We start from the raw sequence: 6,317 nt of genomic DNA on the forward strand, positions 1-6,317 counted from the left end.
GAGGCCGTGCTGACCCGGGCCGCGTCGACCGGGCGGCCGAGCTGCTCGACGGTTTGGGTCAACAAGACAGCTTCGGCATCACTGAGGCTGGTGGCGTCGATGGACGCCAGCACCGCCTGCACGGCGCGGGCCGCGTCGGAGAGGGCGCTGAGCTTCTCGCCGAACGCTCCGGCGCGGGCCTGCTGCACCGCGGGCAACTCGTCGGGCTCCCGCCACTCGGGTTGCGGCTTCCTGCGCGTCGTCGGTGGGTTCGGGGCGGCGGAGCCGGCGTGGGCGGTGGAGCCGGCGCGGGCGGTGGAGCCGGCTCCAGCGGTACCGCTGACGCTCGAGCCGAGCGGCGCCGCACCCGCCGGAGCCGGGACGGCCAGGCTGGTGTTCCAGTCCGCCGAGGGCTGCGCGGCGGGAGAGCCTCCCGTCGCTGCTGTGGAACCACCTGCCAGATCTTCGTCCATACCCACATTCTCCCACGAATCAGGGCTATATGTGAGGAAACGTCACGTTATCCACAGGGCAATATCGCAACTGTTACCGAATCGGACTTCTGCGTCCGGTGTGCCGGGACCACTTGTCCGCAGCGGTACCAGTTGCCGCGCCGGAGATCAGGTGGCCGCCGCGTAGCGGGCGTAGGCCGCGGTCGCCAGCCCCGTTGTTGCCGGCAGGCCGGCCGCGCCCGTCGTGGTCACGGTGAGCCACACGCCGTCCGCCAGCAGGGTGACCTGGCACTGGTCCTCGGCGCAACCGGCCAGGGCTTCGATGCCGGTGTCCGGCCAATGGGCGCCCGCCTCGCCGGCGAGGTCCACCGGTTCGAGCGCGATCGTGGAGTTCAGCCCGGCCGGCGGCAGGTAGCCGAATTGGCCGACCGCGCCGGGCAGAATCGTGAGAGACACCCCGCTGAAGCCGGCACCGGTGCCGGACCAGGCGCACTCCACCAGGCCGCCGCGAACCTCGGTCGCCACCCGCTGCGAGGCCCGGTCGTCCAGGGTCAGGAGGTCGCCGCCGGTCGCGTCGACAAGCGGCCGGGGCCGCTGAGGTCGTGCGGGCTCACCAGTGCGTCGCACTCCGGCCGGACCGGCTGCGCCGGCTGGTCGAACTTCAGGGCGCCCAGGGATTCGACGATACCGGCGGCATATCCCGAGAACACCGCCGGCTCGAGGTCGGGCGTGCTCACGGAGATGGAGAGCCAGGTGGTGCCGGTGAGCACCTCGGCGCGGCAGCCCTGCCATTCGCCGTCGCGGCAGGCGGAAAACGCCCGGTCGCCGAGCTGGGTGGGCACCATGTCGCCCAAGCCGTCCTTCACGTCAGGTTCGATCCGGCCGAACTCGGCGGCTCCGCCCGGCAGCACCGTCACGAGAACCTCTGGGCCGCCGTCCGCCGCGCCGGCCAGGACGTAGCGGCACTGGTGCCCGCCCGCGAAGCGCACCGCCAGCGACGCCATCGTGTCCGCGACGACCCCGGAATACGCGGTGGTCACGGCGGGCCGGTACTGCTGGCTCATCAACTCGGCGCCGGGCACCCCGAGCACGTCGGCGGCAGCCTCGACCGGAACGAACATGTCGCAGTTGATGAGCACGACCTCGTCGCCCAGGCCGCCGATCATGATGTCCGGCGGCGCAACCGGCAACGCCTTCATACCGGGATCCGCGGCGCATCCGACCAGCACCAGGGACAGCAGCACTGCCGCCAGTGTGCGCGCCGGCGCCCGGCGCCCTCGTGTGCCTGCGCGCATCCCCCGTGCCCCTCTCGCCGTTGTCCCCTCTGCTCACCCTAGGACTCCCCCTCCCCCTGCCTATGATCCTGAGCACCCCCCTAACGGGAACGCCGGGCGCTCCCGGCGCGTCGCGGGAACACCGGGCAAGGGTCGGATGGGATGGCTACGCTGAAGAGATGAACCTTCCTCCCGTCGCCGCCCAGAAGCCCACCCGGCGCATCCATCACAATGACGTGTTTGTCGACAACTACGAGTGGATGCGCGACAAGGATGCCCCCGAGGTCACCGCGCACCTCGAAGCCGAAAACGCCTACACGGATGCCCGCACCAGCCATCTGGAGCTGCTGCAGGAGCAGATCTTCGAGGAAATCAAGGACCGCACCCAGGAGACCGACCTCAGCGTTCCGGTTCGCCGCGGCCAGTGGTGGCACTACACCCGCTCGGTCGAGGGCCAGGAGTACGGCATCCACTGCCGCGCGCCCATTTCCGGGCCGGACGACTGGACTCCCCCGGTGATCGAGCCGGCCGCGGCGGATGCCGGCGCCACCGGCCTGCCCGGCGAGCAGGTGCTGCTCGACGACAACGCCGAGGCCGACGGGCACGACTTCTACTCCCTGGGCAGCTTCGACGTGAGCGACGACGGCACCCGGCTGCTCTATGCCGTCGACATCGAGGGTGACGAGCGCTACACGGTGCGGGTGCGCACCATCGCCACCGGCGAGAACCTCGCCGACGAGATCCCCAACACCAGCTCCGGCGCGCTCTTCGACCCCAGCGGCCGCTACCTCTTCTACACGACCGTCGACGACGCCTGGCGTCCGGACACCGTCTGGCGGCACGAGGTCGGTTCCCCCGTCGAGCGCGACGTCACGGTGTTCACCGAACCCGACGAGCGCTTCTGGGTGGGCGTCGGCCGCTCGCGCAGCAGCCGGTACCTGCTGATCGAAGCCGGCTCCAGTGTCACCAGCGAGACGCACCTGCTCGACGCCGCCGACCCCACCGGCGAGTTCACCGTGGTCTGGCCGCGGCAGGACAACGTGGAATACGACGTGGAGCATGCCGTGATCGACGGCGAGGACCGCCTGCTGATCGTGCACAACGACCACGCGGTGAACTTCGAGCTCGTCAGCGTTCCCGCGGACGACCCCCGGGGCGAGAAGCGGGTGGTGCTGCCGCACAACGAGAAGATCCGCCTGGAGAGCGTCGACGCGTTCCGCGACTTCGTGGTGGTGGAGTACCGCCGGGACGGCCTCACCCGGGTCGCCTACGCCACCAGGCGCGGCGGCGGGCTCACCGAACTCACGTTCGAGGAGGAGCTTTTCTCGGTCGGCATCGGCGGCAACCCTGAGTGGACCCAGCCCACCATCCGCCTCGGTTACACCAGCTTCGTGACCCCCTCGACGGTCTACGACTACGTCGTCGCCACCGGCGAGCTTCGCCTGCTCAAGCAGCAGCCGGTGCTCGGTCACTACGACCCGACGCTGTTCGAACAGCGCCGCGAATGGGCGCTGGCCGCCGACGGCACCCGGGTTCCCATTTCGATCGTGTTCCGCAAAGACCTCGTCGCCCCCAACCGCCCGGCGCCCACGCTGCTGTCCGGCTACGGCTCCTACGAGATCAGCATCGACCCGTCGTTCAGCATCTCCCGGCTCAGCCTGCTCGACCGGGGCATGGTCTTCGCGGTCGCACACGTGCGCGGCGGCGGCGAGCTGGGCCGGCTCTGGTACGAGAACGGCAAGACCCACCAGAAGCGCAACTCGTTCACCGACTTCATCGCCTGCGCCGAGCACCTCATCGACTGCGGCTACACCTCGCCCGACAAGCTCGTGGCGGAAGGCCGCAGCGCAGGCGGCCTTCTGATGGGCGCCGTCGCCAACCTGGCACCCGCCCTGTTCACGGGGATCCTCGCCGGTGTGCCGTTCGTCGACCCGCTCACCTCCATCCTGGACCCGAGCCTGCCGCTCACCGTGATCGAGTGGGACGAGTGGGGCGACCCGCTGCACGACGCCGAGGTGTACGCCTACATGAAGTCCTACTCGCCGCTGGAGAACGTGCACCGCACCCACTACCCGAAGATCCTCGCTGTCACCAGCCTGAACGACACCCGGGTGCTCTACGTCGAACCGGCCAAGTGGGTCGCGCGACTGCGCGAAGTGGGTGCGGATGCCCTGCTCAAGACCGAGATGTCGGCCGGCCACGGCGGGGTCTCGGGCCGTTACGCGGGTTGGCGCGAGCGGGCATTCGACTATGCCTGGTTGATCGACGCGGCCGGCGCGCATCCGTCCGGCGAAGGCGACCTGGTCAGCGCGGAGGCTCAGGACGCAACCGGCGCTTGATCCGCCGCCTGCCGGGGCCCGGAACCCACTAAACTGACGCGATCGCGGTCTGCCGCGCACCAGGGGGCGGGGGAACATGCACGGCATGGTTCCGATCGCCCCGCTGCCGGGCCCCGTACCTGCGGGCGCCGTGCCGGTACCGGCCGCCCCGCACCGATCTCGCCGGCAGGTGTGGACCGACCGGGTCCTGGTGACGATCATCGTGGCGGTGCTCGTCGCGTACCTGGTCGGCCTGCTCTTCCACGGCGAGGGAACCAACCTGCTGGTTGACCGCTGGTTGGCCCTGTTCGCCGACTGGGCCGCTGTGCTCCTGGTCTCTCTGGCCTGGGTGCGGGTGCGCCGCAGCCGACCCGACATCACCTGCGCGGCCCTGGCCGTGGCGGTCCTCGCCGTCGGCGACACCGTCAACCGACTGCTGTTCACCACCACGGGCCTCGGCTGGCTGCCGACCCTCGCCGACGTCTGCTACCTCGCGTTCTACCTTCTGATGATCGGGGCACTGGCTGTGCGAGCCGTCCGCTCACTGAGCGGCCAGCCCGTGGCGGTTCTGGTCAGCAGCGCGGTCGGCGGCCTCGGCGCGGCATCGCTGCTGGCCATCATGCTCAGCCCGCCCATCGACACGGCGCTGCGCCAGCCCTTCTCGGTCCAGGCGGTGCTCGCCATCGCCTTTCCCGTGGTCGACCTGATGGTCGTGGGAGCCCTGGCGGCGATCGCCGCCACCCCCGTCGTCGTCCTGGGCCGCCGAGGTACGCTGCTGTGGATCGGACTGTTGGTCTACGTGGCCGCGGACCTGGTCCTGGCCGTGCGTCCGCAGCCGGACGGTTCGCCGCCCGGTTCGGTCGTCAGCGTCGCTTGGGCGGTGGGCTTCGCGTTGATCGTCGGCTGGGTACTGATCTCGGTACGCCAGCACCAGGACCCGCCGCGGGCGCAGTCGGCGGGTGATTCGGCCACTGTGAACATCGCCATCGCCGTGCCTGTCGCCGCGACCATCGCGGGACTGGCCGTGCTGGTCCTGGCGAGCCAGCTGCACGTATCGGTGCTCGCCGTCTGCCTCGCCGGCCTCACCCTTGCCCTCGCCACGGTGCCGCTGTTCTTCCGGCAGCGCACGCTGCACGCCCTGGCCCGCACCGACGACCTCACCGGCCTGCCCAACCGCCGGGCGCTGGCGACGGATGTGACGGCGCGGCTGCGGGAAGCCGACGCCCGGCCCAGCGCGCTGCTGGTGCTCGACCTCGACAGGTTCAAGGAAGTGAACGACAGCTTGGGCCACGAAGCCGGCGACCGCCTGCTGACCCGGATCGGCGAGCGGCTCTCCGGCGCCCTGCGCTCCGGCGACATGCTCGCCCGCCTCGGCGGCGACGAATTCGCCGTCCACCTGCGCCACGCCGACGCCCAGCGGGCCTCGGCGATGGCCCGCCGGCTGAGAGCCGAAACGGCCCGGCCCCTGGTGGTCGACGGGCTCAGCCTCGAACTGGAGCTGAGCATCGGCATCGCGCTCTCGCCCGATCACGGCACCGAGCTCGGTGACCTGCTGCGCCAGGCCGACATCGCGATGTACGTGGCGAAGACCACCCGGGTGGGGCAGCACATCTATTCGACCGGCGACGACGCGCACGACGGGTCCCGGTTGCGCACCCTGCAGGACCTGCGGATCGCCCTGGATGAGGGCCAGCTGGTGCTGCATTACCAGCCCAAGGTGAGCCTGCACACGAACACCGTGCACGGTGTGGAAGCGCTCGTGCGCTGGAATCACCCCACCCGCGGCCTGCTCTATCCCGCCGAGTTCCTGGACGTGGCCGAGCAGGGCGGCCTGATGCGCACCCTCACCAGCACCGTCCTCGCCCTCGCCATGGACCAGGCCGTCCTGTGGCACGCCCGGGGTCTGCCGCTCACCGTCGCGGTCAATCTGTCGTCGCGATCCCTGGCCGACTTCCGGGTGGCCGGGATCATCGTCGCGATGCTCGCCGAACGCGGCCTGCCGGGCTCCGCCCTGATGCTCGAGGTGACGGAAGAGTTCCTGCTCGTGGACCGGGATCGGGCCCGCACCGTCCTGGGGCAGCTGCGCGCCGGCGGCGTGATGATCGCCGTGGACGATTTCGGCACCGGCTACAGCTCGCTCGCCTACCTGCGCGACCTGCCCATCGATGAGCTCAAGCTGGACCAGTCCTTCATCATCCCGATGCTCGACGACGAGCGGGCAACCGCCCTGGTCGCCTCCTCCATCCACCTGGGCCACAGCATGGGTCTGCGCATCGTGGCGGAGGGTGTGGAGA

General features: G+C 70.5%; 5 protein-coding genes. 2 read left to right on the forward strand and 3 right to left on the reverse strand.

Annotated elements, in window-relative coordinates; genetic code table 11:
- From JWP54_RS11135 to JWP54_RS11145, 3 genes are all read right to left on the reverse strand, one after another.
- Positions 1 to 452: hypothetical protein (locus JWP54_RS11135; protein ID WP_297371841.1), on the reverse strand; the 452-nt coding region annotated here is incomplete at its 3' end.
- A 147-nt stretch (positions 453 to 599) separates the two neighbouring features.
- On the reverse strand, positions 600 to 956 hold the full coding sequence (locus JWP54_RS11140; protein ID WP_297371844.1) for a hypothetical protein: 357 nt from the start codon (positions 954 to 956) through the stop codon (positions 600 to 602).
- Positions 957 to 982: 26 nt separating this feature from the next.
- Entirely contained in the window at positions 983 to 1,675 is a 693-nt protein-coding gene (locus JWP54_RS11145) for a hypothetical protein (protein WP_297371848.1), read from the reverse strand.
- Positions 1,676 to 1,884: 209 nt separating this feature from the next.
- Between JWP54_RS11145 and JWP54_RS11150 the strand changes: the two genes are divergently transcribed.
- Together JWP54_RS11150 and JWP54_RS11155 are read left to right on the forward strand one after the other, a co-directional pair.
- Positions 1,885 to 4,044 (forward strand): S9 family peptidase, encoded by a 2,160-nt coding sequence (locus JWP54_RS11150; RefSeq protein WP_297371851.1) that lies wholly within the window; start codon positions 1,885 to 1,887, stop codon positions 4,042 to 4,044.
- 85 nt (positions 4,045 to 4,129) lie between these two features.
- The coding region (locus JWP54_RS11155; RefSeq protein ID WP_297371854.1) for an EAL domain-containing protein at positions 4,130 to 6,317 on the forward strand (2,188 nt) is incomplete at its 3' end.

Source organism: Cryobacterium sp., from assembly GCF_025463825.1.
In the GTDB taxonomy this organism is placed as follows: Bacteria; Actinomycetota; Actinomycetes; order Actinomycetales; family Microbacteriaceae; genus Cryobacterium.